Here is a 24,693-nt window from a genome sequence, read left to right as displayed (position 1 = left end):
CCCGCTCACAAACTAGGCCGCCCAGGCGGCGGCGAAACGGCGGAGCAGGGTGCGGGCGGCGGAGTGGGTCTCCCCCTGGCGCGGCGCGAGCCGGACGAACAGGTGGCCCTGGGTGTGGCGGCCGCGCGGCGGCAGGCCCTGGCCGACCAGCCGCACCAGGCCGCGCTCGCCGGCCTTGCGGGTGACCCAGACGATCCGCCGGCCGAGCGGCGTCTCCAGCGAGATGCGGCCGCCCTCCGACAGCGTGCGCGGCGGCACCGCGACGGTGATCCACAGGTCATCGCCGCGGACCATCATCGCGCCGTCGCCGCGGACCACGACCGCCAGCTCGGCGCCGCCGGCGCGCACCGCATCGCCCGACCGCAGGCCGGCCGGCAGCTCGATGCGCAGGGTGCGCCCATCCTCCAGCCGGTGCTCGACGAAGCCGCCGCACAGGGCGGTCAGCGGATCGATGGCCAGGCGGGCGACGTCCTCGGCGCGGGGCGCGGGCGGCTGGATGATGGCGTGCGTCGGGCGTTGCAGGCGGCGGTAGGCGTCGACCACCTGGCGGAACCGCTCGGCTCCGCCGCCCGGGCGGTCGGGGTGCGCCTGCTTGGCGGCCTGGCGGAAGGCGCGGCGGATCTCGGCCGGCGTGGCGGCTGGGGCCACGCCCAGCACGGCGTGCGCTTCGCTCAGGGTGATCGGGGATTCGGCCGCCATCGGCGCCACTAGAGCCGGCACATGGTCAAGGCCGCGTTAAGCCTCGCAGAGCGGCCGCCCCTCGCGCTATATCCGCAGCGATGACCGACAAGACCTTCATCCCGCCGTCGCCCAGCGAGGACGAGTACGTCCGGCAGGTGACGGCCGCCGAGCCGCCGCCGCTGCTCAGCGAGGACGATCCGTTCGCCCTGTTCTCCGACTGGATGAAGGAGGCGATCGAACGCGAGCCGAACGACGCCAACGCCATGTCGCTGGCCACCGTCGACGAGGCCGGCCTACCGGACGTGCGCATGGTGCTGCTGAAGGAGGCCGACGCCCGCGGCTTCGTCTTCTATTCCAACCTGGAGAGCGCCAAGGGCCGCCAGCTCGCCGCCAGTCCCAAGGCCGCGCTGCTGTTCCACTGGAAGTCCCTGCGCCGCCAGGTGCGGGTGCGCGGGACCGTGTCGCCGGTGAGCGCGGCGGAGGCCGACGCCTACTGGGCCACCCGGGCGCGCCCCGCCCAACTGGGCGCCTGGGCCTCGGCTCAGTCGCGGCCGCTGCCCGACCGGCTGGCGTTCGAGAAGAAGATCGCCGAGTTCGGGCTCCGGTTCGGCCTCGGCAAGGTGCCGCGCCCGCCGCACTGGTCCGGCTTCCGGGTCGCGCCCGAGACCCTGGAGTTCTGGCGCGACCGGCCGTTCCGGCTGCACGAGCGGCTCGTGTTCCAGCGGGCGGGCGACGGTTGGACCACCCGCAGGCTGTTTCCTTGAGCGATCCGGGCTTGAGCGATCCGGGCGAAGCCGAGATCGTCGCCTGGTTCACCGCCCGCTCGGAGCGCGCGGTGGAGACCGCCTGCGCGCGGATCTTCCTGGCCGGCGATGCCGCCTTCAAGCTGAAGCGCCACGTGGACCTGGGCTACGTGGACTTCTCCACCCCCGAGCGGCGGCGCTGGGCGCTCGACCGGGAGCTGGCGTTCAACCGCGCCGCCGCGCCCGACATCTACCGCGCGGTGCGCAGGATCACCCGCACCGCGGCCGGCGGCCTGGAGCTCGACGGCGCCGGCGCCACGGTGGAGTTCGTGCTGGAGATGCGCCGCTTCGACGACGGCGCGGTGCTGGCCGCCCGCCCGGAGGCCATCGACGGCGAAATGGCCGAGGCGCTGGGCCGCGCCATCGCCGGCTTCCACGCTCATGCGCCGCTGCGGCCGGAAGGCGGCTGGAGCGCGCTGGCCTTCACCGTCGGCTCCAACGCCCAGCTGCTGCGCGAGCTGGCGGCGCAGCTCGGGGCCGAGCGGGTGGAGGCGCTGGTCGGGCTGACCGCCGCCGCGCTGGAACGCCAGAAGCCGCTGCTGCAGGCGCGCGCCGCCATGGGCTTCTCGCGCCACTGCCATGGCGACCTGCACCTGGGGAACATCCTGGTGGAGGCCGGCCGGCCGGTGCTCTTCGACTGCATCGAATTCAACGACCTGCTCTCCGACCTCGACGTCCAGTACGACCTCGCCTTCCTGCTGATGGACCTCGACTTCCGGGGCCGCCGCGACGCCGCGGTGCGGGTGCTGTCGGCCTATCTGGACGAGGCGGGGCGCAGCTTCCCCGCGGCGCTGTGGGAGGGGCTCGCGGCGCTGCCGCTGATGCTCTCCGTGCGGGCCGGGGTGCGCGCCCACGTGTCCGCCCACAGCGGCGATCCGGTCCTGGCGCGGGCCTATGTGGAGGCGGGGATCGCCCACCTCAGTCCGCCGCCGCCGGTGCTGGTGGCAGTCGGCGGGTTGTCCGGGACCGGCAAGTCCAGCTTCGCGCGGGCCGTCGCGCCGGGGCTCGGCGCGTCGCCCGGCGCGGTGGTCCTGCGCACCGACGAGATCCGCAAGCGGCTGCTGAACGTCCCGCCCGGCGAGCGCCTGCCGGACAGCGCCTATGCGCCGCAGTTCTACCGCCGCTCCTACGACACCCTGCTCGCCAACGCCGGCGCGCTGCTGAAGGCCGGCCGGGCGGTGGTGCTGGACGCCACCTTTATCGATCCCGAGCTGCGGGCGCGGGTTGAGCAACTGGCCCGCGCGTGCGGCGTCCCGTTCCACGGCGTCTGGCTGGACGCGCCCGTGCCGGTGCTCGAGGCCCGCGTCGCTGCGCGCACCGGCGACGCCTCGGACGCCACCCTTGAAACCCTGCACGACCAGATCGCCCGCCACACCAGCCGGGTCGACTGGGCGGTCATCGACGCCACCGGCCCCGTCGAGGACTCCGCCGCGGCCTGGAGCCGGACGAAGGCTCCGCACTGACCGGCGACCTTTATCGCCCACCTGACCGGCGGGCAGATTAGACCGCCCCAAAAAAGCCCTCGGCTGACGATCTGCAGTCGTTCGGGCGAACCGGGGGCCGATATTTCCGTCAGTCATCAGCAAGCTTGAGCTTAGCGGGCCTTCGCCATGGTGAAGGCTGATGGCGTTTGTCGGGAACGGCGCTCCAGAAAAAGGGTGTGATCGGAATGAGTACTGGAACCTACCAGGATCTACTTTCCGCGCTGGGTAAGAACGAATCCGGGAACAACTACGGCTTCGTGAGCAGCCTCGGCTATCTGGGCCGCTTCCAGCTCGGCGAGGAGGCGCTGCAGGCGGTCGGGTTCTACGGCGGCGACAGCACCGCGGCGATCGACTTCGTCGGCGGCTGGACCGCGACGGCGGCGTCCTTCGGGGTCGTGGACACGGCCACCTTCCTGCAATCGCCCATCGCCCAGGACGCCGCCATGCAGGCGTGGCTGACCAAGGTGGACAACGACCTGAACGCCCTGGGCCTGGAGAAGTACGTCGGCCAGACGATCGGCGGCGTCACGATCACCACCTCCGGCCTGCTGGCCGGCGGCCATCTGGGCGGCGTCTGGAACCTGAAGACCTTCCTGGAATCCGGCGGCGCGGTCGATTGGCGCGACGGCTACGGCACGCCGATCTCTCAGTATGTTCGCAGCTTCGGCAATTTCGACACGCCGTTCTCGTCGGACCCCGGGCCGTCGCACACGGTCCCCTCCGCCGGCGACGACAGCCTGATCGCGGGCGCGGGGGCCCCCGAGCTCCATGCCGGCGCCGGGAACGACACCCTCACCGGCTGGTCGGGCGGCGACACCCTGTGGGGCGACGACGGCAATGACTCCATCGTCGGCGGGTCAGGCTTCGACAACATCAACGGCAACAGGGGCGACGACACCATCGACGGCGGCTCCGGCGGCGACGACTGGCTGGTCGGCGGCCAGGGCAATGACCTGATCACCGCCCACGCCGGCGGCAACATCCTCTACGGCAACATCGGCAACGACACGCTGAACGGCGGCTCGGGGAACGAGATCCTCCGCGGCGGGCAGGGCGACGACGTCATCTACGGCGGCGCGGGCAACGACTGGCTGTCCGGGGACCGCGGGAACGACACCCTCACCGGCGGCGCCGGCGCCGACATCTTCCACACCTTCGCCGACGCCGGGATGGACCGGGTCACCGACTTCAACGCCTCGGAAGGCGACCGGGTGATGGTCGACCCGGGCAGCGCCTACACCGTGCATCAGGTCGGCGCCGACACGGTCATCGACCTGACCGGCGGGGCGCAGATGGTGCTGGTCAACGTGCAGCTCTCCTCCCTGCCGAGCGGCTGGATCTTCTGAAAGCCGCGGCCTCGGCAGGTGATCGCTGGTTACGTTGCGCGCCGACCCCAGGGCCACTAACGTGCGGCAAAAGCCCGCCGAGGCTTCCATTGGGAGGAATTTCAGATGCTTGGCCTGATGCAGGACTGGCCGCTGACGGTCGACAAGATCCTGGACCACGCCAAGGCCTGGCACGGCGAGGTGGAAATCGTCAGCCGCTCGGTGGAAGGCCCGATCGTCCGCACCACCTATGCGCAGGCCCACACGCGGGCCAAGCGGCTGTCGAACGCGCTGAAGGCCCTGGGCGTGCAGACCGGCGACCGGGTGGCGACGCTGGCCTGGAACACCGCCCGGCACCTGGAAGCCTGGTACGGCATCATGGGCATCGGCGCGGTCTGCCACACGCTGAACCCGCGGCTGTTCGCCGACCAGCTCTGCTACATCATCAACCACGCCGAAGATAAGATCATCTTCACCGACCTGACCTTCGTGCCGACTCTGGCCGAGCACCGGGCCCGGATGCCCACCGTAGAGCATGTGGTGGTGATGACCGACCGCGAGGGCATGAAAGGGGTGAACATCCCCGGCGCCCTGTGCTTCGAGGACCTGATCGAGCAGCACTCGGCCGACGTCGCCTGGGGCGGCTTCGACGAGAACACCGCCGCAGGCCTCTGCTACACCTCGGGCACGACCGGCAATCCGAAGGGGGTGCTCTACTCCCACCGTTCCAACTTCCTGCACACCCTGGTGACCATGGGCGCGGACGTGCTGAACGCCAGCGCCACGGACGTCATCCTGCCGGTGGTGCCGATGTTCCACGCCAACGCCTGGGGGATCGCCTTCTCCGCGCCGGCGGTGGGCGCGAAGCTGGTGATGCCCGGCCAGAAGCTGGACGGCGCCTCGGTGCACGAGCTCTTGGAGGCCGAGGGCGTCACCTTCTCCGCCGCGGTGCCCACCGTCTGGCAGATGCTGCTGACCCACCTGCGCGACACCAACGGCAAGCTCACCACGCTGAAGCGGGTGGTGATCGGCGGCTCGGCGGTGCCGGAAGCCATCGTCCGCGGCTTCCGCGACGAGTTCGGCGTCGACGTCACCCACGCCTGGGGGATGACCGAAACCTCGCCGCTGGGCACGCAAGGCACGCCCAACGCCGCCATCGCCAGGATGAGCGACGAGGAGCAGCTGCGGTTCAAGCTGAAGCAGGGTCGCGCCCCGCTTTGCATCGAGATGCGCCTCACCGACGACGAAGACGTCGACCTGCCGCACGACGGCCACACCTTCGGCCGCCTGAAGGTGAAGGGGCCGTTCGTGGTCGGCCAGTACTTCAAGGGCGAGGGCGGCGAGATCCTCGACGACCAGGGCTTTTTCGACACCGGTGACGTGGCCACCCTGGACGAGCACGGCTTCATGCAGATCACCGACCGGGCCAAGGACGTGATCAAGTCCGGCGGGGAGTGGATCTCCTCCATCGAGATCGAGAACCTGGCCATGGGCCACCCGAAGGCGGCGCTGGCCGCGGTGGTCGGGGCGGCGCACCCGAAGTGGGACGAGCGGCCGGTGCTGCTGGTCAAGCTGAAGCCAGGCGAGACCGCCACCCCCGACGAATTCCTGGCCTTCCTGGAGGGCAAGATCGCCAAGTGGTGGACGCCCGACGACGTGCTGTTCGTCGACGACATCCCGCTGGGCGCCACCGGCAAGATCGACAAGAAGCTGATCCGCCAGCGGATGGAGGGCTACGTCCTGCCCACCGCGAAGGCCACGGCCACGGCCTGAGCCACGTGATCCGACTGCAGCCGGCGACGGAGGCCGACCACCCGGAGGTCGTCGCCCTGACCCACCTCGCCTTCCGCGGGACGGGCCCGCGGGCGAGCTGGAACGTCGAGTCGATCATCGCCGGCGACCGGATCAACCTGGCGCTGCTGCGCGAGGACCTGGCCGCCAAGCCCGGGGCCCACCTCCTCACCTGGCGCGACGACGACGGCGAGCTTCAGGGTCACGTGTGGCTGGAGCCGGCGGAGGCGGGCGCCTGGTATCTCGGCCTGCTGACGGTGCGGCCCGACCGGCAGGACCAGAAGCTCGGGCGCACCTTGCTGGCGGCGGCGGAGGACTTCGCCCGCGCGCACGGGGCGGCGCGGATGCGGATGACGGTGATCAACCTGCGCGACACCCTGATCGCCTGGTACCAGCGGCGCGGCTACCGGGCGACTGGCGAGATCCGGCCGTTTCCCTACGGCGACGACCGGTTCGGCCGGCCCAGGCGAGACGACCTGGCGTTCGTGGTGCTGGAACGGGCGCTCTAGGCCAGGCGGTAGGCGACGTCGGGCCCCGGCGCGCCGTCGGCGGTGATCCGGCCCTCCCGCGCCAGGTGGATCATCGCCGCCAGCATCGAGCGGGCGGCCGCCGGCCACAGCCGGGCGTCCACGTCGGCGTAGAGCCGCGGCACCAGGTCCGCGATCCGCGCCGGGCCGGCGGCCAGCGCCTTGAGGATCTGCTCCACCCGCTCCTGGCGATGTTCGAGGTAGGCGTCGATGAACGGGGTGACCGCGCGGATCGGCGGGCCGTGCGTGGGCCAAAGGGTCGAGAAGCCCCGCGCGCGGATCAGCTCCAGGCTCCTCAGATAGTCGGTCATGTCCCCGTCCGGCGGGGTGATCACCGTCGTCGACCAGCCCATGATGTGGTCGCCGGAGAACAGGCAGTTCTCCTCCTTCAGCGCGTAGCAGATGTGGTTGGAGGTGTGGCCGGGGGTCGCGATGGCTTCCAGCGTCCAGCCGGGGCCGGACACCTCGCCGCCGCCGCAGAGGCTGACGTCGGGGCGGAAGTCGTGGTCGTGGCCGGCCTCCATGCGCACCTCGCCGGTGTCGTCCGCCTCGGGGGCCGCCACCGCGCAGCCGTAGATGGTCGCCCCGGTCGCGGCCTTCAGCGCGCCGGCCAGCGGCGAGTGGTCGGCATGGTGGTGGGTGATCAGAATGTGGGTGACCCGTTCGCCCGCGACGGCGGCCAGGATCGCCTCCAGGTGCGCCGGGTCGTCCGGGCCGGGGTCGATCACCGCCACCTCGTCGCGGCCGACGATATAGGTCCCCGTGCCGGTGAAGGTGAAGGGGCCGGGATTGTTGGCGATCACCCGCCGGATCAGCGGCGAGACCTGGTCGCAGCGCCCGTACTCGAACTCGATCTGGCGGACGTAGGGGATCATCGCCCTAGGCCGGCAGGACGCCGGAGAGGTCGTAGCCGGCCTCCCGGCCGAGCCTGATCAGCTCGTCGCGGCTGTAGGTCCCGCCCAGCGCCTGGCCGATCGACCAGGTGACGATCGAGCGCGTGCCGGAGCGGCAGAAGGCCAGCACCGGCCCGTCGGATTCCTCGAACACCCGCCGCACGCCTTCGACCTGCTCCGGGGTCGGGCCGCCCCGCACCGGGATGTGGACATAGGCCAGGCCCTCCGCCGCGGCGGCGGCCTCGAACTCCAGGCTGGTGGGCTGGCCCGGCTCCTCGCCGTCCGGCCGGTTGTTGATGATCGTGCGAAAGCCCTGGTTGGCGGCCTCCACGACCTCGTCCAACCGGATCTGCGGGCTGACGGAAAGCTGGTCGGTGACGCGTCGGAAATCGGTCATGGCGGCTCGGTACTGGCTGGAGGAGGGCGCTTGGTTTGACATCATCGGGGGCCGGTGGAAGTTTCGCAACGCCCGGCCTGCAAAGGCCCCCTGCGACACCGCCCGGTCATCCCATGCTCCGCTTCATCGGCCGGCGCCTCCTGATCGCGATCCCGACCCTGTTCCTGGTGGTGACGCTCGCCTTCTTCATGATGCGCGCGGCGCCCGGCAGCCCGTTCGACACCGACCGCAAGCTGTCGCCCGAGATCGAGCGCTACGTGCTGGCCAGGTACGGGATGAACAAGCCGCTGGGCCAGCAGTACCTCGACTACCTGGCCGGCGTGGCCCGCGGCGACCTCGGGCCGTCGCTGAAGTACAAGGACAAGTCCGTCCTGCAGATCCTCAAGGAGAACTACGGCGTCTCCCTGAAGCTCGGCCTGTCGGCGATCCTGATCGCCTCGGTGACCGGCGTCAGCCTCGGCGTGCTGGCGGCGCTGCGCCAGAACCGCAGCCTCGACTATGGCGTCATGACGGTGGCCATCCTCGGCGTCTGCATCCCGACCTTCGTCACCGCGCCGCTGCTGGTGCTGCTGTTCGCCTCCAGGCTCGGATGGGTCCCCAGCGCCGGCTGGAACGACGGGGCGGCGATCAACCTGGTGCTGCCGGTGACGGTGCTGGCCCTGCCGCAGATCGCCATCATCTCGCGGCTGACCCGGGCCGGGATGATCGAGGTGTTGCGGTCCAACTATGTGCGCACCGCGCGGGCCAAGGGCCTGCCGGAGCACCGGATCGTCGGCCGGCACGCCCTGCGCGCCGCCATCCTGCCGCTGGTCAGCTACCTCGGCCCCGCCTGCGCCGGCCTGCTCACCGGCTCGCTGGTGGTGGAGAAGATCTTCAACCTGCCGGGCCTGGGGAAGTTCTTCGTCATCAGCGCCCTGCAGCGGGACTACACGGTGGTGATGGGGATGGTGATCGTCTACGCCGCCCTGATCCTGGCGCTGAACCTGGTGGCCGACCTGCTCTATGCGGCGCTCGATCCGCGCGTGCGGCTCTCATGAGCGGCGCCGTGCTCACTCCAGGCTCGCGCAAGGGCGCCGAGGCGATGGAGCGGGCGGTCCGCGGCCGCGGCCTGTGGGACGACGCGCGCCGGCGGCTGCTGCGCAACCGCGCGGCGGTCGCGGGCATGATCGTGCTGGCGCTGCTGGTCGCCGCCGCGCTGGTCGGGCCGCACCTGACGCGCTTCCCCTACGACCAGGTCAACAAGGCCGACACCTGGGTGGGCCCGCTGACCCACGGCCACCTGATGGGGACGGACGCGCTGGGCCGCGACCTCTGCGCGCGCCTCTTGATGGGCCTGCGCGTGTCCCTGGCGATCGGGCTGGTGGCCACCTTCGTCTCGCTGGTGATCGGCGTCGCCTGGGGCGCTGTCGCAGGTTACGTCGGCGGCCGGCTGGACGAGGCGATGATGCGCATCGTCGACGTGCTCTATTCGCTGCCGTTCATCTTCTTCGTGATCCTGCTGATGGTCACCTTCGGCTCCAACTTCATCCTGATCTTCGTGGCCATCGGCGCGGTCGAGTGGCTGACCATGAGCCGGATCGTGCGCGGCCAGACCCTGACCCTGAAGCACAAGGAGTTCGTCGAGGCCGCCCGCGCCGCGGGGCTGAGCCAGGGCGGTGTCATCACCCGTCACATCGTGCCCAACCTGCTGGGGCCGGTGGTGGTCTATGTGACGCTGACCATCCCCGCCGTGATCCTGGCCGAGAGCTTCCTCAGCTTCCTCGGCCTCGGCGTCCAGCCGCCGATGGCCTCGCTCGGCACGCTGATCGCCCACGGCGCCCAGGACATGGAACTGGCTCCCTGGCTGCTGGCCTTTCCCTCGGCGGTGATGGTGGTGACGCTGATGAGCTTCAACTTCATCGGCGACGGCCTGCGCGACGCCATCGACCCCAAGGACCGCTGAAGGCGGCCTAGTTGGTGCGCCGGGCGCGGACCGCCCGTTGCCCATCGACCTTGAGGAAATAGCTGCCCATCGCGGCCTTGCTGATCACGACGCTCGATCCGGCGCGCGGCGCGCGTGCGATGGCTTCGCTGTCGATCTGGGTCCACACCGCGCCGTCCTCGAGTTCGATCACCCATGAGCCGTCGCCGCGCCGGTAGGCGGTCTTGGCCACCGCGGTCATGCGGTCGACGGTCTCGGGCTTTTGTCCGCGGTCGAGGAAGCCGAGCGAGGGCAGGCTGAAGCCGAACGCCTGCCGCCGCAGGGTGGTGGCCTGCTCATGGTCGATGGTGATGACGTCGCCCTTGGCGAGCGCCTGGCCTATGTCGTCGACGGCGGCGTCGTAGCAGGCCAGCCGCTCGGGGCTGGCGTCGATCCTGCGGCATTCCAGCAACCGCTGCACCGTCCTGGGCAGGTTGCGCGCGCCGGTCTGGGCGAGGGCCGACGCCGCCAGCGCGACCGCCACCACACCGCCGAGCGCGAGTCTGCCGCGAATGCGCCTGATCGACATCTTCCGCCCCCCAACCCCCACGTCTTCCAACTCTCGACGTCACAGCGCCTATTCAATCGGCAACTGAGCGCCGCGGCAATCTCCGCCCGAATTGTGTTCGGACCCCGCCGCCCTGTGCCCCCGCCCCTACGGAGGTGCGACAATATGTGACCCGAATGCGACAGGTCGGCGTCCACAATGTTGCGTGGCTCGGATTCTCTTTGACCGTTTGTCGTATAGGCACGTAACTCCTGCGTAACCGGAGACAATGGTTTCTGGGACCAAACTTTCAGTTGGGGAGCGGTGTGGCCTGATCTGAATCGGCTGGCCGCTGGAGGATAGATCTTGAAAACCAGAACCGTGCGGGAGCGCCTGATGGCGTCTTCCATGATTTGTGGAGTGGCCCTGCTCGGCCTGTCCGCCACCCAAGCCGCGGCCCAGGCGCCAGCCGCCGGGGGCGAAGTCTCCGAAATCGTGGTCACCGGCTCGCGCATTCCGACGCCGAACCTGACCAGCGTCAGCCCGGTGACCGTGATCACCGACCAGGAGTTGAAGCTACAGGGCACGACCAACGTCGAATCGCTGCTCAACAACCTGCCGCAGGTCATCGCCTCGCAGAGCGGCAATGTTTCCAACGGCGGCACCGGCATCGCCACCGTCAACCTGCGCGGCCTGGGTTCCGCCCGGACCCTGGTGCTGGTCGACGGCCGCCGCCTGATGCCCGGCGACCCGTCGACGCCCGTGGCGGACCTGAACAACATCCCCGCCGCCCTGGTCGACCGGGTCGACGTGCTCACCGGCGGCGCCTCGGCGGTGTACGGTTCCGACGCCTTGGCGGGCGTCGTCAACTTCATCATGAAGCACGACTTCGAAGGCTTCCGGATCGACGCCCAGTTCGGCGAGTTCCAGCACAACAACAACAACAGCGGGATCCAGGGCACCGAGCGCTCGGCCTCCTACCCGGTGACCGTCCCGACCGGCAACGTGCGCGACGGCGCGACCACGGATGTCACCGTGGTGTTCGGCGTGAACGCTCCGGACGGCAAGGGCAACGTCACCGCCTATGCCGGCTACCGGCACATCAAGCCGGTGCTGCAAGGCTCGCGCGACTACTCGGCGTGCAGCATCGCGACGACCTACAACGCCGACCCGACGGTCTACGACACCCGCATCTGCGCCGGGTCGAGCAACAGCGCCTTTGGCCGGTTCCGCGGCGGCTCCGCGCCGCGCGGCGGCTACGCGCTGAACCCGAACGGCAGCCAGACCTTCGTGCCTTACACGAGCGCGTATTCGTACAACTACGGCCCACTGAACTACTTCCAGCGTCCCGATGATCGCTACACGGCGGGCTTCTTCGCCCACTACGACATCAGCAAGGCGCTGAACCTCTACAGCGACTTCCTGTTCGCCGACGACCACACCGTCGCCCAGATCGCCCCGTCCGGCCTGTTCGCCGGCACCGGCGCCAACGGCACCAGCACCTTTGGCATCAACTGTAACAACCCGCTGATGACGTCGCTGCAGCAGACCCAGCTCTGCGGCGCGGCGGGCGGCACCCCGACGATCGTTCAGTCGACCATCGGATTCCGCTTCGCCAGCCTGCCCCGCCAGGACGACCTGCGGCACACCAACTACAAGATCACGCTCGGCGCCCGCGGCGAACTGGCGGACGGCTGGAACTACGACGCCTACCTCCAGTACGGCACGAGCATCTACAACGAGCACTACAATAACGACGTCTCCACCGCACGGGTGCAGAACGCGTTGCTCGTCAATCCGGTGACCGGCCAGTGCCAGTCCGGCACGACCGACGGCTGCGTTCCGATCAACCTGTTCCGGCTGGGCGCGCTTTCGCCGGCCATGCTGGCCTACGTGGTCGCGCCGGGCTTCAAGTCGGGTCAGGTCACGGAGCAGGTTGCAAACGTGTCGGTGACGGGCGACCTGGGCCAATACGGCTTCAAGGCGCCCTGGGCGAACGACGGCGTCGGCGTGGCGCTCGGCGCGGAGTACCGTCGCGAGTCCCTGGACCTTCGCGTCGACCAGGAGTTTGCGTCCGGCGACCTCTCGGGCCAGGGCGGCCCCACCTTGGGCAATTCCGGCAGCTTCGACGTCTATGAGCTGTTCGGCGAAGCGCGGGTTCCGCTGTTGCAGGACCAGCCGCTGGCCAAGGACCTGAACGTCGAACTCGGCTATCGCTTCTCCGACTACAACACGGCGGCGAACACCACGCACTCCTACAAGATCGGAGTGAACTATACGGTGGTCGACGATCTGAAGTTCCGCGCCGGCTACAACCGCGCGGTGCGTGCCCCCAACGTGGTGGAACTCTTCACCGCGCTGGCGGTGGGCCTGTTCGGCGGCGCCGATCCCTGCGCGGCCGGCCTCATCACCGGCAAGGTGTCGGCCACGCTCGCCCAATGCCTGCGCAGCGGCGCGACGGCGGCGCAGTACACTGCCGGCATCGATCAATGCCCGGCGGCCCAGTGCACGGCCTTGTTCGCCGGCAACACGGATCTGAAGGCTGAAGAGGCGGACACCTATACCGCCGGCTTCGTGCTGCGGCCGCGGTTCCTGCCCGGCTTCGACATCAGCATCGACTACTTCGACATCAAGATCAGCAACCTGATTTCGTCGCTGCCGAACCTGACCGTCGTCGACTGCGTGCTGAACGGCAACCCGGCAGCTTGTTCGCGTTTCCACCGCGATCCCGCCAACGGCGCCATCTTCGGCGCCGCGGGCTACGTGGACGCCACCAACGCGAACACCGGCTACCTTCGTACGTCGGGCGTGGACGTGAACGCCAACTACCGCACCAAGTTCTCGGACTGGGGCATGGGCGAATGGGGCGGCCTGTCTTTCAACCTGGTGGGCACCTACACCAACAAGTACGAAGTCCAGCCGACCACCGGCGGCGGCACCTTCGACTGCGCCGGCCTCTACGGCCCGGTCTGCAGCGCGATCGGCACGGGCGCGGCCTCTCCGGCCTCCACCGGCCCGATCCCGAAGTGGCGCCACAAGTTCCGGGTGACCTGGACGACGCCGTGGCCGGTGACGGTCTCGCTCGACTGGCGCCACGTCGGCGAGGTGAAGATGGACGCCAACGAGTCCAACCTGTTCCTGGCCGATCCGCTTGGCCGGACCGACGTGCTCGACGCGAAGATCAAGGCGTACGACTACCTCGACATCTCCGGAACCTGGGCGGTGCGCGACACGATCACGCTGCGCGCCGGCGTCAACAACGTGTTCGACAAGGATCCGCCGATCCTCGACGCGAACAACTTCCCGGCGGCTGGACCGCCCTACGGCAACGGCAACACCTATCCGGGCACCTACGACGCCCTGGGTCGGACGCTGTTCGTCGGCCTGACGGCCGACTTCTAGGGCCCGGAGACTCAGTCGAACTGAGACTGCGACGGAGCGGCGGGCCCAAAGGCCCGCCGTTTTCGTGTCCGCCGCTCGCGTTGTCGGGCGCCCGACCCGATGGTAGGCATCGTCCGCGCCGGGGGCGATGCGAGCCCCTGGCGTCTCGGCGCCGTCCCCAAGCCGATCCTCAGGACCTGTTCCGATGAACACCTCGGTCTCTTCTCCCAATCGCGTCACCGTCGGCCAGGTCGAGGCGGCGGTCGCGGCCCACGACATGGACCGTGCGGTCGCCCTGGCGGAGCGCGGGCTCGCTGAAGGGCTGGAAGACCCCTCGGTCCTGAACCTCGTGGCCTACAAGCTGGAGTTGGACGAGCGCCTGGAGGAGGCGCTGGAGGTGCTGGAGAGGGCGCTGCGCCTGGATCCCACCGATCCGTACGTCCTGAACAGCATCGGCGTCTGCCATTCCAAGGCCGAGCGTCCGCTGCAGGCGATCGCCGCCTTCGACGCCGCCCTGCAACTGGATCCGGATTTCGCCCACGCCCACAACGGCCGCGGCCTCGCCCTGGCCGCCATTGGCGACCGGGACGCCGCCCGGCTGGCCCAGGAGCGGGCCGCCCGCCTGGACCCGGAGTTTCCCGAGCCGCTTGGCGCCCTGGCGTCGCTGGCCGCCGAAGACAAGGCCTGGGACCGCGCCCGCGAGCTGGCGACCCGGGCCCTGGCGATCGAGCCGGACCAGCCTGCCGCCGCCATGGCGCTGGCCGCCGTCGAGGTGCAGGAAGGCGCCTACGAGGCGGCGGAGGCCCGGATGTCGCGCCTGAAGGCGACCGGCCGCCTGACCCGGCTGCACATCGCCGGAGCCGAGAACATCCGCGCCGACGCGCTCGACGCGCTCGACCGCGCCGAGGAGGCCATGGTCGCCTACAAGGCCGCCAATGTGGAGCTCCGTCGGGTGCAGATCGAGGCCTTGCAGGCGCCGGAACTAGGGGTCGAGACCTGCCGACGCCTGATCGGCTATTTCGAGGCCGCCGACCCGGCCGACTGGCGCCCGACGCCCGAGAGCGAGCGCGTGGGCGGAGAGACGGAGCACGTCTTCCTGGTCGGCTTCGCCCGGTCCGGCACCACACTTCTGGAGCAGGTGCTGGCCAGCCACCCCGACGTCGTCGCGCTGGAAGAAAAGCCGACGGTGGACGACGCCATCCTGGCCTACATCACCGACGCCGCCGCCCTGGATCGGCTGGCGGCCCTGGACGAGACCACGGCCAGGCCCTGGCGTGAACTCTACTGGCGCAAGGTGCGGGAGTTCGGCGTCGAACCCGCCGGCAAGGTGTTCGTCGACAAGCTGCCCCTGCACACCATCTACCTGCCGGTCATCGCCAAGCTGTTCCCGCGCGCGAAGATCCTGTTCGCCCGCCGCGACCCGCGCGATGTGGTGGTCAGCTGCTTCCGCCGCCGCTTCCGTCTCAACCCCCTGGTGGTCGAGTTCACCGACCTGACGCGCACCGCGCAGGTCTACGCCGGCGCCATGCGCCTGGCCGAGATCTACCGCGAGAAACTGACCCTTCCCACGCACATCCACCGGCATGAAGACCTGGTGGAGGAGTTCGATCGCGAAACCCAGGCGATCTGCGCCTTCATCGGGGTGCCCTGGGACGCCAGGATGCGCGACTTCGTCGAGACGGCGAACCGGCGGGACATCCGCACCCCGAGCGCCGACCAGGTCCGGCGGGGCATCTACCGCGAGGGCATGGGTCAATGGCGCCGCTACGGCGCGACGATTGATGAGATCAAGCCAATTCTGGCGCCGTGGGTCGAGGCCTTCGGCTATTCCGCGACCTGACGCCTACTGGTCGCGGTGCACCTTGATCGCCGGCTGACCGTCGATGTTCATCAAGAAGCTGCCCAGCGTTCCCTTGCGGATCTTCACCTTCGAGCCGCGCTGCGGGTCGCGGTTGACCTGTCCGGAAATCTGTCGCCAGCTGGCGCCGTCCGCCAGCGACATGGTCCACCTGCCGTTGACGTCCTGGTGAGCGGCGCTCACGACCCCGTCGATGCTGTCGACTTCCTCAGGTTTGAGGGCGCGCGTGACGAAGGCCAGGCTCGGAAGCTGCAGTCCGAAAGCCTGGCGGTGCGCAGCGCTGGCCTGGGCGCGGTCGATCACCACGATGTCGCCGCGACTTTCGGCTTCGTCCATGCGTCCCGCTGCAGCGTCATAGCAGCTGAGGCGCGCGGCCGCCTCGGTGACGGTCCGGCACTGCAGCACGTCCTGGAACGCGGCCGCCCGCCGGTCCGCGGCCTGCGCCGGCGCGGCCGCGGCCACGGCCAACGCCGCAAGGGCGTAAAAGACGGCTTGGCGCCGCGCCGTGGACATGCCGGAACTCCGTGACCCGAGGCTGGACAGCTTAGCGGACGAGCGGACCGCCCATGCGCTGGACGTTGCGCAACTGATCCTGGTCTTCCTGGCGGTTCTGCGCGGCCTTTTGTTTGTCCCGGCAGACCTTCACCGGGAACATCGAGCCGGTCACCATTTCCTTCTTGCAGACCAGGCGGTCCGCATCGCCGGAAGGCTTTGCCGACGCGACGGCGGGAGCCTGCCTGGCGGCTGCGTCCGTCGGCTCCGGCGCGGTCGGGGCCCCGGCGGCCAGCACGGCCGCAGCGAGAACAAGCAGCATCTCTTTCTCCTCCAAGGAGGCACGAGGCTAGGGCGCCGCTCGCGATGAAACAAGGCGCTCAGCCCGGGGCGCGGTCGCGAACCCACTGAGACAACAACCACTTCTCGCCCGAGGTGGGCGCCAATCCGGCATGCAGCGTCCGGCGATCGGGCGCGCCGTCGAGGTCGACATTGGCGAACATCAAGGCGTCGCCCGTCGCGCCCTTGAAGCTTAGGCCCACCATCGGGAAGTCGGTCTCGCCGCCCTCGTATTCGTCGTTGAGGTAGATCAGGAAGGTCGCGACCCGCTGACCACGCGCGGCGACGTCCTGCGCGTACCCCGCGACGGCTATATCCAGGAAGTCGTAATGGCGTTCGAACCGCTGTCCGGGCGCGTAGTGCAGCACCTGCACGGTTTCCAGGGCTCCGGCGACCGTGCCAACCGTGGCGGCGATCCTGGCCCGCACCGCCAGGGTCACGAGGTCCAGGTCGGCCAGCTCGAACTCAAAGGCGCTGTTGCTGCGTCCGGCCTCGCGCCGCGCGGCGCCGGTGGCGGGATCGAAGACCTGCGCCGTGGTCAGCCGACCCCGCGCCCGGGCCACCAGCCAGGCGCAGGCGCGCCGCGGAAGAAACGCACGCGCCACGGAGATGCGCGGCTCGCGCAGCAGCCGCTCCTTCGGGGCGGGGGCGAGCCAGGCGCCCAGGTCGACGGCGGCGGCGAGGTCCGCCCACCGGGTTCCGTCGGACGCCTCGGTGTCCGCCAGCGTGGCGAGTTGCTGTTGGGCGAACGCGGAGCCGAGGTCGGCGGCGCGGGTGAGGCGTCGCAAGGCGGTTGACCAGTCCTGCGGCTCGCCCGCGCCAAGGGCGGCCAGCACGGCGGTGAAGGCGAGAGCGTCGGCGTCGCCGGCCTCGGCGAGGCGGCGGCGCTCCGCCAAGGCTTCAGGCGACACGGAGCCTGACCCGAAAGGCGGCCATGGCTCGAGCCGCAACCGCGCCGAAGGACCCGCGCCGGAACTGATGATCTATGATCAAGCGGATCGGCTTCCTTCCAGTTCGGCGTTACGGATAAGCGCTGGCCTGGCGGTTGTCGAGGCGGCGGGGATCGGGTTAGGGCGCATGGCGAGTGCGGGAGACTGGTCGAGACGGCAAGCGCTAGTCGGTGTGGGCGCGGGACTGGCCGCGCCGGCCATCGCCCAGACGCTCGGTGCGGGACCTGCAACCGCCACGGAGCAGAGCGGGCCGCAGGACCACCCGGCGGGCGACAGCGGCGCCTTCCTCGAGACCGCCTTCGACCAGGCGCTGAGGATGAGCGTCCCGGTCTATCTCGATGGCAAGGGACCCTTTCCCTTCGTCGTCGATACCGGCGCCAACCGCTCCGTGGTGTCGACGGAGGTCGCCGCCCTGTGCCGGCTCCCCGAGGCCGGGACCGCGCCGGTGCACGGCATCATCGCAGTGGAGCCGGCGCGACTGGTCAAGGTCGGACGACTACGGGTGGGCGCGGTGATCTCCTCCGGCCTGCGCCTGCCCGCCGTGGCCCAATCGCGGCTGGGGGCGGCTGGAATCCTCGGCCTCGACGTCCTGCGCAATCGTCAGGTCTTGCTGGGATTCCGGGACCAGTCCTTCCAGGTCTTCCCCTCCTCCCACGGGCCCGACGTCGGGCCGGGCATGAACAGCCGGATCGCGGCCGCCGGTCAGCCGGTGACGGTTCCGGCCCGCCTGCGGTCAGGCCAGTTGGTGATCATCGACGCCGAGGCGGCGTCGCAGCCCGTCACCGCCTTTCTGGATTCCGGATCGCAGGTCACGGTGGCCAACCGTGCGCTCCGCGACATCGTGGTCGCCACAAGAGCTGATCTGGCGGCGCGCATCGTCCACTCGGAGCTGATCAGCGCCACCGGTCAGCGGGCGCCGGCGGAGTTCGCGCCCCTGCCGGGCTTGCGGCTGGGGGGGCAGCAGCTGGGCAGCCCACTGGTGGCCTTCGCGGATCTGCACATTTTCGATCTATGGGACCTGCGCGACCGACCAACCTTGCTGATCGGCGTCGACGTTCTGCGCCGGTTCGATCAGGTCGGCTTCGACTTCGGCAAGCGGCGGATCACCTTCTGGCCGCCACGCTCGCGCCGAGCGCCTCCCACCCTGTGACCAGAATGTGACACGAACTGGCGCTTTCATTGCCATTTGGCAATGATCATTGACCCCTCGTCGTGGTCACCCGTAACTCTGCCGTAACCGGTGTGACGTTGCACTCGGGACGACGACAGTTTTTGGGCCGCGGGACGCCAGTGGCGAACGCGGCGCCGGAGGGGGAAGATCTTGAACACCATAAACCGTGGGCGCCTGCTGGCGTCGTCGATGCTCGTGGGCGCTGCGGCGCTGGCCTTGACCACCACGCCGGCCGCTGCGGCGCCGGCCGGCGGTACGGTGGAAGAACTGGTGGTCACCGGTTCGCGCATCCAGAGCCCGAACCTCGATTCGCCGACGCCGGTGCAGATGGTCGGCCAGGACCGCCTGCAGGCCCAGGGCCTGCACAACATCGCGGACGTGCTTCAGACCCTGCCGCAGTTCGCGCCGTCCTTCGGCGGTTCGCGGACCCAGTCGACCTTCTCCGGCACGACCTCGTCGGGCCTGAACCTGATCAACCTGCGTAACCTCGGCAGCAGCCGCTCGCTGGTCCTGATCAACGGCCGCCGCGCCCCTTCGGGCACGATCTTCTCGAACGCCGTCGACATGAACCTGATCCCGTCGGCGAACATCAAGCGCATCGACGTCATCACCGGCGGCGCCTCGGCCGTGTACGGCGCCGACGCGGTGTCGGGCGTGGTCAACATCATCACCGACACCGGCTTCGAAGGCCTGGAGATGGGCGCCAGCTACGGCATGGCGGTTGAACACCAGGACAACATCAACCCCAGCGCTTTCATCCGCTTCGGCAGCTCGTTCGACCGTGGGCACGTCGGCGCCACCCTGCAGTACGATTACCAGGGCCTGGTGAGTTGTAAGGACCGCTACCTTTGCTCCGACGACTTCTTCTGGGCCCCGCCGAGCGCTCCGATCCGTGGTCCCGCCGCGCGTTCGGGGGTTCCGCTGAACGGCCGCTTCTTCGTCACCGGGCAACCGGCGGGCGGCGGCAACGCGGCGAGCTACACGTTCGACAGCAGCGGCCAACTCGCGGCCTTCTCCACGGCGCTCTACGGCTACAATCGTAACGCTGAGCGCACGCTCGCCATTCCGACCAAGCGGATCCTGTTCGCGGCCGACGGCGACTACAAGATCGTCGACGGCCTGAACGCCTTCATGGAGCTGAACTACGGCTCGACGGAGACCAACGGCCCGTTCGAAGCCCACCCGTTCCAGTCGTCGACCGATCTGGTCGCGGGCCTGCTCGAGCCGTCCATCCCGGCCAACAACCCGTTCATCCCCGCTTCACTGCGGGCGAAGCTGGCGGCTTCGAACAATCCGAACCAGGACATCACCTGGTCGCAGCGTCTCGCGGGCCTTGGCGCCCGCGGCTCGCAGAACCTGCGTCAGTCCACCCGGCTTGCGGTCGGCCTTCGCGGCAACCAGGACAGCCTGTTCGGGTTCGGCAAGGACTGGAGCTACGAGGCGTCCTACGTCTGGGGCCGCACCACCCTCAACGGCAACAGCGAAGGCTCGGTGTCGCGTGAAGCGCTCTACAACGGCCTGCGCGTCCAGCAGGTCCCCGGCGGTCCGGCCGGAACCTACCAGTGCGTGGACCCTCTGGCCCGGGCGCAAGGCTGCGTACCGATCAATCCCTTCGACGGCTACAACGCCGCCGAGAGCGCCTATCTGGTCCGCAGCACCGGCGTGAACTCGGCCTCCGAGCTGGAGAACGGCCTCGCCTACCTGTCCGGCTCGCTGTTCGATCTGCCGGCTGGCCCGCTACAGGTCGTGGTCGGCGCCGAGTCGCGGCGGATCACCGCCTACGAGGACTACTCCACCGAGATCAACCTCGGCACGGTCACCGGCAACCAGATCAGCGACAGCACCCGCACCACCTTCACCACCAACGAGGCCTTCCTCGAGGCGAAGGCTCCGTTGCTGCGTGACCTGCCGTTTGTGAAGGAGTTGAGCGTCGAGGGCGGCTACCGCTGGTCGGACGCCAACATCGGCGGCCGCTACCAGACCTGGAAGTACGGCGGCGAGTGGGCTCCGATCGACGGCCTGCGCCTGCGGGCGATGAAGAACCGCGCCGTGCGTGCGCCGGTGCTGGGCGAAGTGACGGGCGTCGGCCAGACGTTCGGCGTCGTCGCCGACCCCTGCATCAACTACCAGAACAGCTCCAATGCGACCCTGAAGGCGAACTGCGCCGCCGCCGGCGTGCCGGCGAACTACAATCCGCCGATCACCGTCCAGCAGAGCGTCTCCGGCTTCGTCGGCGGCAACCCGAACCTGCAGCCTGAAGTCGCCGACACCCTGACCTACGGGATCGTTCTTCAAGCCGGCCGGTTCGACTTCATGCCGAGCCTGCTGAAGGATCTGACGGTGTCGGTCGATCGGTTCGACATCAAGATCGACGGCCTGATCAACACCGTGGGTCGTCAAAACCTCGCGCAGCTCTGCTACGAACGCCCGACGGGCCAACGTGAAGTGTTCTGCAGCCAGGTGTTCCGCGGCACCCGTCCGGAAGTCCCCGGCGCCACCTACGTGCTGACGCAGGTGAACGACCAGCTCAGCAACATCGCCACCTTCCAGGTGCGCGGCGTCGACTTGGAAGTGAACTACAAGGTGGGCCTGGGCGACCTGGTCTCCGATTGGGATCGCTGGGGTTCGCTGAGCGTCAACTCGGTGTGGACCTTCTACGACAAGGCCTCCGAAGTGCCGATCCCGGGCGAGTCGCCGATGGACCTGCTCGGCGCCGCCGGCGGTTCGACCTCTGACCAAGGCTTCCTGAAGCGTCAAGGCAACACCACTGTCGCCTGGACGGTCGGGGACTTCCGCATCCAACTGGTCGAGCGGTACATCGGCAAGGCGAAGAGCGCTCCGGCCGACATCTTCGGCGCCGAGAACATCGTCGACATCCCGGCCGAGTGGTACAGCGACGTGAGCTTCCGCTGGAAAGCTACGGACCAGGTGGAAGTCTACGGGGGCGTCAACAACCTGTTCGACAAGAGCCCGCCGTTCTTCCCGTCGAGCGAGTCGGGCACGCAGGCGCTGGATACGGTGCCGGCCTACTACGACATCTTCGGCCGGTCGGCCTATGCGGGCGTCCGCCTGCGGTTCTAGGCGTTCTGTTCGAGGTATGAGTGCGGGGGCGGCAGAGCAATCTGCCGCCCCCTTTGCTGTGCGGCTGGCCCCGGCGGCGGCCGGGATTCATGGAGGGGAGCGCGTCGGCAGATGCCGGACTGGTCACGACGGGCGAGCCTATTGGCCTTGGGCTCGGTGGCCGGCTGCGCCGCCATCGGGCCCGCGCAGATCAACCTCCTTCAGGGCCCGTCCAGACCGGAGGACGGGCCGCCGGAAGTTCTGGAGACCGCGTTCGACAACGCCATTCGGATGACCGCGCCAGTCACCCTGGATGGGGCGGGGCCGTTCGACTTCGTCGTCGACACCGGGGCGAACGTCTCGGTGACGTCCCTGGAGCTCGCCCAGCGCATCGGCCTGCCGACCATCGGCCGGGCGATCCTGCACGGCATAGCCGGCATCGACTCGGCCGATATCACGAGCGTGCGGCGACTGTCGGTGGGCGCTGTCGCCACCGCGATCCCGCGGATGCCGATCCTGCCGCGCGCCCGCCTGGGCGCCGACGGGCTGCTGGGGATGGATGTGCTGAAGGGCCGCCGGCTGGTCATGGATTTCAGCAGGCGGCGGCTCGACATCACCCATTCCGCGCCGCCGCCGTCCATCGGCGGCAGCCGCAGCGACGAACGCCTCGAGCGCGCGCCCACCTTCGTCGTGCCCGCCCGGATGCGGTTTGGCCAACTGATCATCGTCGACGCCGAGATCGCCGGCGTGAAGGTCGTCGCCTTCCTCGATTCCGGCTCGCAGAGCACCGTGGGGAACCTGGCGCTCAAATCGGCCATCACCGGCCGCAATCCCGGGTTCGCGGAGAACCTGGTCCATGCGCTGCTGGTGAGCGCAACCGGCCAGACGGCTGGGGCGGAGTTGGCTGTCCTGCCGCCCCTGCGCCTGGGAGGACTGTTCGTCGGCAATGTGCAGGCCGCCTTTGCGGACCTACACATCTTTGAGCTCTGGGACCTGAAGGGCCGGCCCGCGATCCTCGTTGGCGCCGACGTGCTGCGGCGGCTCAACTCGCTGGAGATCGACTATGGGCGCAGGCTGGTCACCTTCCGTCCGCCCGCCGAGGCGATGACCTTGAAGACCCCTCGCGGCTTCTAGCGGACCGTCGTCGGGGCCAGCACCATCGCGCCGTGTTCACGCAGGCGCGCCTGCGCCATCTGGTCCATCAGGCCCTGGGCGCGCGGATCGCCGAAGATCCAGGCCGCCGCGGCCAGCGTCCGGGCCGAGGTGGCCGAGACGCCGAGCAGCTTCTGGATGGCTTCGAACGGCGAGCCGTTGGGCGACATGCGCCGCAGCCGGGGCTCGCCGGTGAGGCCGGCCAGGGTCTTGGCCTTGTCCACCGCCTGGTAGAAGCCGCCGACCTCGTCCACCAGGCCGAGCTGCTTGGCCTGGGCGCCGGTCCAGACGTGGCCGCGGGCGATCTGGCGCACGCGATCGGCCGGCAGCTTGCGGCCCTCCGCGACGCGGGCGACGAAGTTGTCGTAGATGCGGTCCATCCAGGTCGAGAAGGCCGCGCGCTCGGCCGGGGTGAGCTCGCGACCCATGCCGAAGGCTCCGGCGTAGGAGCTGCCGACGCCGAGCTGGCGCACGTCGACGCCGAACTTCTCCAGCGCCGGGCCGATGGCGAACTTGCCGCCGAACACGCCGATCGAGCCGGTCAGGGTGGTGGGCTCGGCGACGATGGCCGAGGCCTCGGAGGAGATCCAGTAGCCGCCCGAGGCGCCATAGGTGCCCATGGACACCACCACCGGCTTGTTCGCGGCCTTGGCGGCGCGGATCGAGGCCAGGATCTGCTCGGAGGCGGTGTCGGAGCCGCCGGGCGAGTTCAGCCGCAGGACGATGGCCTTCACGTCCTTGGCCTTGATGGCGTCGTAGAAGGCCTGGGAGAGGTCGTCGGAATAGATGGTCGAGCCGCCGGCGAACGGATTGGTGGAGCCGTCCTTGCCGGTGACGATCGCCCCCTCGGCTTCGATCACCGCGATCGACGCGCCCCGCGCGCGGTCGCGCCCGGGCCGGCCGTGGCCGTAGTCGTCGAAGTCGACCAGTTGGGCGCCGTCGCCGGCGCGCTTCAGCATCGCCTGCTCGGCGTCGCGGACCTGGCCGACGCGGTCGATCAGGTGCAGGCGCAGCGCGTCTTCGGCCAGGTAGGGCCCGGCTTCCAGGGTGTGCTGCACGGCGGCCGCGTCCTGCTTGCGGTCGGTCGCCACCGAGGTGAGGTTGGTCTGGTAGATCGAGCCCATCCACGACAGCTCCGCCTCGCGATGGGCGGGCGTGTAGTTGTCGTAGAGGTAGCCGTTGACGGCGTTCTTGTACTCGTAGCGCTGCTCGTAGTCGGCCTTGACGCCGTACTTGTCGAAGAACCGCTTCAGGAAGAGGTCCTCGTTGGCCAGGCCGGTGACCTGGAACGACGACCCCGGCTGCATCCACATCTGGTCTGCGGAGGCGCCCACCATGTAGGTCGCGGTGACCATGCCGGACGGATAGAGGCCCTGGCTGTGGGCGAACACCGGCTTGCCGGTGGCGCGGAAGTGCTTGATCGCCAGCCGCAGCTCGTCGGCGATGCCGGGCTCCAGTCCGCCTTCCGGCAGGCGGACCAGCACGCCCTTCACGTGGTCGTCGCTCTCCGCGTGGCGCAGCGCCTCGATGATCGACATCACCGAGGCCGAGCGCCGGCCGATACCGGCCAGCGGGTTCTGCGGCGACTGGTCGGTCAGCGGGTCGCGCAGATCCAGCTCGAGCACGGCCCGCGCCGGCAACGGGGCAGGGCCCGCGGCGCTGGCGACCATGGAGATCAGCACGAACGGCACGCCGATCAGGAAGATCATCAGACCGGCGAACACGCCCGCCGCGGTGATCAGGAACTGCTTCATGAAGGGAACCCGCACCCCAGGGGAGGTCGTCGCAACGAAGGCTATCCACCGCCTGTCGCATACAATCCCGGGCGCGGGAAGACGGGCCTTCCGGGGGAGCTTGGGCGACGTCGGAAAGATGGCCGCAGGGGCCGTCGGGAGCGGACCGGTCTGCGGCCTGCAGCCCGCCTGCCCATGCCAGTCACGGG

At 69.6% G+C, this 24,693-nt stretch carries 20 protein-coding genes; 12 read left to right on the top strand and 8 right to left on the bottom strand.

The genetic code is table 11. The features are described from left to right. Positions 1-12 precede the first annotated feature (12 nt). Positions 13-699, bottom strand: coding sequence for a J domain-containing protein (locus tag DJ021_RS02850; RefSeq protein ID WP_111458952.1), 687 nt, complete (start codon positions 697-699; stop codon positions 13-15). An 80-nt stretch (positions 700-779) separates the two neighbouring features. On the opposite strand from DJ021_RS02850, the gene pdxH reads away from it, so the two are divergent. The 5 genes from pdxH to DJ021_RS02825 all read left to right on the top strand — a co-directional run bounded on the left by pdxH (position 780) and on the right by DJ021_RS02825 (position 6,593). After that, entirely contained in the window at positions 780-1,445 is a 666-nt protein-coding gene (gene pdxH, locus DJ021_RS02845; RefSeq protein WP_111456103.1) for a pyridoxamine 5'-phosphate oxidase, read from the top strand. 11 nt (positions 1,446-1,456) lie between these two features. Then, positions 1,457-2,947 carry a bifunctional aminoglycoside phosphotransferase/ATP-binding protein gene (locus DJ021_RS02840; protein WP_111456102.1) on the top strand — a complete coding sequence of 497 codons (1,491 nt, stop codon included), beginning with the start codon at positions 1,457-1,459 and terminating at the stop codon, positions 2,945-2,947. A gap of 206 nt (positions 2,948-3,153) precedes the next feature. Then, positions 3,154-4,314 (top strand): calcium-binding protein, encoded by a 1,161-nt coding sequence (locus DJ021_RS02835; RefSeq protein WP_111456101.1) that lies wholly within the window; start codon positions 3,154-3,156, stop codon positions 4,312-4,314. A 105-nt stretch (positions 4,315-4,419) separates the two neighbouring features. Further along, positions 4,420-6,066: a long-chain-fatty-acid--CoA ligase gene (locus DJ021_RS02830; protein ID WP_111456100.1), complete on the top strand. Its 1,647-nt coding sequence runs from the start codon at positions 4,420-4,422 to the stop codon at positions 6,064-6,066. Between the two features lie 5 nt (positions 6,067-6,071). Continuing rightward, positions 6,072-6,593, top strand: a complete 522-nt coding sequence (locus tag DJ021_RS02825) for a GNAT family N-acetyltransferase (protein ID WP_243625886.1) — start codon at positions 6,072-6,074, stop codon at positions 6,591-6,593. Here DJ021_RS02825 and DJ021_RS02820 read toward each other — a convergent pair. Further along, complete coding sequence (locus DJ021_RS02820; protein ID WP_111456099.1) at positions 6,590-7,486, bottom strand: MBL fold metallo-hydrolase; 897 nt, start codon at positions 7,484-7,486, stop codon at positions 6,590-6,592. The genes DJ021_RS02825 and DJ021_RS02820 overlap by 4 nt on opposite strands. Before the next feature lie 4 nt (positions 7,487-7,490). Next, on the bottom strand, positions 7,491-7,901 hold the full coding sequence (locus DJ021_RS02815) for a TIGR01244 family sulfur transferase (protein WP_111456098.1): 411 nt from the start codon (positions 7,899-7,901) through the stop codon (positions 7,491-7,493). 113 nt (positions 7,902-8,014) lie between these two features. On the opposite strand from DJ021_RS02815, the gene oppB reads away from it, so the two are divergent. Further along, the gene (gene oppB / locus DJ021_RS02810; RefSeq protein WP_111456097.1) at positions 8,015-8,938 is read left to right on the top strand and encodes an oligopeptide ABC transporter permease OppB; all 924 of its coding nucleotides are present in this window, start codon (positions 8,015-8,017) and stop codon (positions 8,936-8,938) included. An 8-nt stretch (positions 8,939-8,946) separates the two neighbouring features. Then, complete coding sequence (locus tag DJ021_RS02805; protein WP_207801753.1) at positions 8,947-9,843, top strand: ABC transporter permease; 897 nt, start codon at positions 8,947-8,949, stop codon at positions 9,841-9,843. 7 nt (positions 9,844-9,850) lie between these two features. On the opposite strand, the gene DJ021_RS02800 is transcribed toward DJ021_RS02805, so the two are convergent. Continuing rightward, complete coding sequence (locus tag DJ021_RS02800) at positions 9,851-10,390, bottom strand: hypothetical protein (RefSeq protein WP_111456095.1); 540 nt, start codon at positions 10,388-10,390, stop codon at positions 9,851-9,853. 354 nt (positions 10,391-10,744) lie between these two features. Between DJ021_RS02800 and DJ021_RS02795 the strand changes: the two genes are divergently transcribed. Continuing rightward, positions 10,745-13,750 carry a TonB-dependent receptor domain-containing protein gene (locus tag DJ021_RS02795; protein ID WP_111458950.1) on the top strand — a complete coding sequence of 1,002 codons (3,006 nt, stop codon included), beginning with the start codon at positions 10,745-10,747 and terminating at the stop codon, positions 13,748-13,750. A gap of 184 nt (positions 13,751-13,934) precedes the next feature. Next, positions 13,935-15,569, top strand: coding sequence for a tetratricopeptide repeat-containing sulfotransferase family protein (locus DJ021_RS02790; protein ID WP_165837089.1), 1,635 nt, complete (start codon positions 13,935-13,937; stop codon positions 15,567-15,569). Positions 15,570-15,572: 3 nt separating this feature from the next. Here the strand turns inward: DJ021_RS02790 and DJ021_RS02785 are convergent, their stop codons facing one another. The 3 genes from DJ021_RS02785 to DJ021_RS02775 are packed head-to-tail and all read right to left on the bottom strand — an operon-like array spanning position 15,573 to position 17,329. Further along, on the bottom strand, positions 15,573-16,100 hold the full coding sequence (locus DJ021_RS02785) for a hypothetical protein (RefSeq protein WP_133254929.1): 528 nt from the start codon (positions 16,098-16,100) through the stop codon (positions 15,573-15,575). Between the two features lie 31 nt (positions 16,101-16,131). Next, positions 16,132-16,401, bottom strand: a complete 270-nt coding sequence (locus DJ021_RS02780) for a hypothetical protein (protein ID WP_111456092.1) — start codon at positions 16,399-16,401, stop codon at positions 16,132-16,134. A gap of 58 nt (positions 16,402-16,459) precedes the next feature. Beyond that, positions 16,460-17,329 (bottom strand): prolyl hydroxylase family protein, encoded by an 870-nt coding sequence (locus DJ021_RS02775; protein ID WP_165837088.1) that lies wholly within the window; start codon positions 17,327-17,329, stop codon positions 16,460-16,462. 67 nt (positions 17,330-17,396) lie between these two features. On the opposite strand from DJ021_RS02775, the gene DJ021_RS02770 reads away from it, so the two are divergent. The 3 genes from DJ021_RS02770 (at position 17,397) to DJ021_RS02760 (ending at position 22,733) form a co-directional block, all read left to right on the top strand. Further along, positions 17,397-18,518: an aspartyl protease family protein gene (locus DJ021_RS02770; RefSeq protein ID WP_165837087.1), complete on the top strand. Its 1,122-nt coding sequence runs from the start codon at positions 17,397-17,399 to the stop codon at positions 18,516-18,518. A 171-nt stretch (positions 18,519-18,689) separates the two neighbouring features. Beyond that, a complete protein-coding gene (locus tag DJ021_RS02765) occupies positions 18,690-21,620 on the top strand; it encodes a TonB-dependent receptor domain-containing protein (protein ID WP_133254928.1) in 2,931 nt (976 codons plus the stop codon). Between the two features lie 141 nt (positions 21,621-21,761). After that, on the top strand, positions 21,762-22,733 hold the full coding sequence (locus DJ021_RS02760; RefSeq protein WP_165837086.1) for an aspartyl protease family protein: 972 nt from the start codon (positions 21,762-21,764) through the stop codon (positions 22,731-22,733). Here DJ021_RS02760 and sppA read toward each other — a convergent pair. Next, the gene (sppA, locus tag DJ021_RS02755; protein WP_111456088.1) at positions 22,730-24,505 is read right to left on the bottom strand and encodes a signal peptide peptidase SppA; all 1,776 of its coding nucleotides are present in this window, start codon (positions 24,503-24,505) and stop codon (positions 22,730-22,732) included. The genes DJ021_RS02760 and sppA overlap by 4 nt on opposite strands. Positions 24,506-24,693: the final 188 nt, after the last annotated feature.

This window comes from Phenylobacterium hankyongense (assembly GCF_003254505.1).
Lineage (GTDB): Bacteria > Pseudomonadota > Alphaproteobacteria > Caulobacterales > Caulobacteraceae > Phenylobacterium > Phenylobacterium hankyongense.
Note: the sequence above shows the minus strand (reverse complement) of the source record. Positions and strands in the feature narration are given on the sequence as shown.

Coding starts and splice junctions, on each gene's coding strand:
- oppB (WP_111456097.1), top strand. CDS start 8,015: ATGCTCCGCTTCATCGGCCGGCGCCTCCTGATCGCGATCCCGACCCTG.
- DJ021_RS02830 (WP_111456100.1), top strand. CDS start 4,420: ATGCTTGGCCTGATGCAGGACTGGCCGCTGACGGTCGACAAGATCCTG.
- DJ021_RS02790 (WP_165837089.1), top strand. CDS start 13,935: ATGAACACCTCGGTCTCTTCTCCCAATCGCGTCACCGTCGGCCAGGTC.
- DJ021_RS02800 (WP_111456095.1), bottom strand. CDS start 10,390: ATGTCGATCAGGCGCATTCGCGGCAGACTCGCGCTCGGCGGTGTGGTG.
- pdxH (WP_111456103.1), top strand. CDS start 780: ATGACCGACAAGACCTTCATCCCGCCGTCGCCCAGCGAGGACGAGTAC.
- DJ021_RS02770 (WP_165837087.1), top strand. CDS start 17,397: ATGATCTATGATCAAGCGGATCGGCTTCCTTCCAGTTCGGCGTTACGG.
- DJ021_RS02780 (WP_111456092.1), bottom strand. CDS start 16,401: ATGCTGCTTGTTCTCGCTGCGGCCGTGCTGGCCGCCGGGGCCCCGACC.
- DJ021_RS02850 (WP_111458952.1), bottom strand. CDS start 699: ATGGCGGCCGAATCCCCGATCACCCTGAGCGAAGCGCACGCCGTGCTG.
- DJ021_RS02795 (WP_111458950.1), top strand. CDS start 10,745: ATGGCGTCTTCCATGATTTGTGGAGTGGCCCTGCTCGGCCTGTCCGCC.
- DJ021_RS02835 (WP_111456101.1), top strand. CDS start 3,154: ATGAGTACTGGAACCTACCAGGATCTACTTTCCGCGCTGGGTAAGAAC.
- DJ021_RS02785 (WP_133254929.1), bottom strand. CDS start 16,100: ATGTCCACGGCGCGGCGCCAAGCCGTCTTTTACGCCCTTGCGGCGTTG.
- sppA (WP_111456088.1), bottom strand. CDS start 24,505: ATGAAGCAGTTCCTGATCACCGCGGCGGGCGTGTTCGCCGGTCTGATG.
- DJ021_RS02820 (WP_111456099.1), bottom strand. CDS start 7,486: ATGATCCCCTACGTCCGCCAGATCGAGTTCGAGTACGGGCGCTGCGAC.
- DJ021_RS02815 (WP_111456098.1), bottom strand. CDS start 7,901: ATGACCGATTTCCGACGCGTCACCGACCAGCTTTCCGTCAGCCCGCAG.